The organism is Pseudomonas plecoglossicida NBRC 103162 = DSM 15088 (assembly GCF_000730665.1).
Taxonomy (GTDB): Bacteria; Pseudomonadota; Gammaproteobacteria; order Pseudomonadales; family Pseudomonadaceae; genus Aquipseudomonas; species Aquipseudomonas plecoglossicida.
This window is the reverse complement of sequence record NZ_BBIV01000087.1, coordinates 1-1792: the sequence shown is the minus strand read 5'-3', so window position 1 is coordinate 1792 and position 1792 is coordinate 1. Positions and strand designations below refer to the sequence as shown.

3 protein-coding genes are annotated in these 1792 nt (G+C 55.5%); all 3 read left to right on the top strand.

Annotated features, from left to right (window positions below):
- A partial coding sequence (locus PPL01S_RS25365; protein WP_042156898.1) for a hypothetical protein occupies nt 1-1014 on the top strand: 1014 nt, incomplete at its 5' end.
- On the top strand, nt 1014-1292 hold the full coding sequence (locus PPL01S_RS25850) for a hypothetical protein (RefSeq protein ID WP_255212404.1): 279 nt from the start codon (nt 1014-1016) through the stop codon (nt 1290-1292). The genes PPL01S_RS25365 and PPL01S_RS25850, both read left to right, overlap by 1 nt.
- Nucleotides 1268-1792, top strand: a 525-nt coding sequence (locus tag PPL01S_RS24180) for a DUF6708 domain-containing protein (RefSeq protein ID WP_369472234.1), incomplete at its 3' end; no start/stop codon positions are given. The genes PPL01S_RS25850 and PPL01S_RS24180, both read left to right, overlap by 25 nt.

Below are 1792 nucleotides of genomic sequence, written 5' to 3'. Positions count from 1 at the left end.
ATGTTGCTGGATTCGCTGGTGGACTCGGTAGCAGGACCGCCGTCGAGCTACCTGGTGGGCGGCGCGCTGCTGATCGATACCTTGGGCAACTCGGTGTTCCAGAGTCCGCTGGCAACGTTGGTGGACAAGCCGCTCAACAAGGTCCTCGCCGCCACCGTCCAGGCCAGGCTGGGGCGCTTTGCCCGGCACATTCGCGTGGAGATGCGTGACGGCAAGGCACTCAGTCGGGGAGCCAAGGGGCGCCTGGACCGTGCTCTCGATCGCAGCTTTGACGAGGCTTTGCGCGCTGAGACTAAGGGACCGATGGCGGAACTGCGCGTGGGTCGCGTCCTGGTATTTCTGGAACTGTGGAACCTCTACAACAAGCTGGCGGTGACAGACAAGCACAGCCGGGAGTATGTCGAGGTTGTGGCGGCCGTGGTGGCGCTTACAGCTGCCGGGGTCGAACTGGGGGCGACGGCGGTGACGCTGGCTGGGCGCAGCGGCAATGCGGCCGTTCAGCAAGGGGCCAAAGTGTTTAGTGGTGGTTTGCGGTTAACGGCGGGGATTTTGGCGGGAGGGGCCGCCGCAGTAGGCGCGTGGTATGACGCCAAAGACATGTACGAGAACCTCGAACTCAAACAATACTCAATAGCAGGAATATATGCCTTACGCGCAACCACGCAAATAGGCGCAGCTTCTCTATCGGTTTCAGTCGGTTTGGGACTTGCCAGCCCGCTTTTTAAATACCTTCTAAAGAAATACGGAAGCAAACCAATTGTTGGCGCCTTAATAGAAAAAGGGGCGCAAATTTCTAGCTCCCTAGCCACGCGAATGGTGCCTATGCTCCGCATCTTCTTCGGTCTCAATTTGGTTATTTTGTCATTGGTTCTGATTGAGATTTTCGTGCTTCCTGATGCCTTGCAGCGGTATCTGGACCATTGCACATTCCGCAAGAACCGTCGCAATGGCATCGCCGAAACAGAAGAACGGGAAATTGAAATTCTACAGAATGCCATTAGGAGCACTCTCTGATGTATTTTCTGGAACGCGGCTTCCAATGGTCAAAAACCCTGAGCACTTACGAAGAAGACTGTGAAGCATACGAAAAAAAACAACGCCAACCGGGGCAAACGGAGCTGCATGCTCCGGAAGGCGTGGGCGACTCTGTCTCTAAAAAGGTCTACGACAATGACTCCCTCTATTCCTATTCCGAACAATATATCGACCTGCGCACACCCAATGATGAGAAGCGAGGTGTTATCACAATCTTTGCAGGCTGGTTCTATTGGTTTTTTTCTATTTCTTCTTGAAAACTACCATCGTTGCAGTGGAATACATTGCTGCAGGCCACGGTTACTACGACGATGTGCCACTGACCAGTGAGGACTATTTCTTCCTCCCCCTATTTCCCTTACTCATCCTAGCGGTGCTCGGCGTATTTCTAAAATATACATTCCGTTATTTTCGCCTAGAGTCCTTCACCGCCCGACGCATCATCGTTCGTTTCAATAGAGTCACCCGCAAGGTCTACCTGCTACGCCCCAAGCACCTGGGCGGCATACTCATCATGGACTGGGACAAGACCGAAATCCTCCTGGACAAGAAGATGAGCGAACTGGAGGGCACCGGCGGCTTCCTCATCCTGGTCTGGGATCGGGGTGACGGTGTGGACCTGCAGGGCACCCCCACCGACAACCTGGAGGTCACCTTCGTCGGCAAGCCGACCCGCAACGCCAGCGAGTTGCTGGCCTTCTGGGAGTACATCCGCCGCTACATGGAAGACGGCCCCGCCGCCGCTCCCGCACCGAAG

What these genes read in the sequence shown, in the direction of transcription:
- PPL01S_RS25850 (WP_255212404.1), top strand. Translation starts at nt 1,014, where the DNA reads ATGTATTTTCTGGAACGCGGCTTCCAATGGTCAAAAACCCTGAGCACT.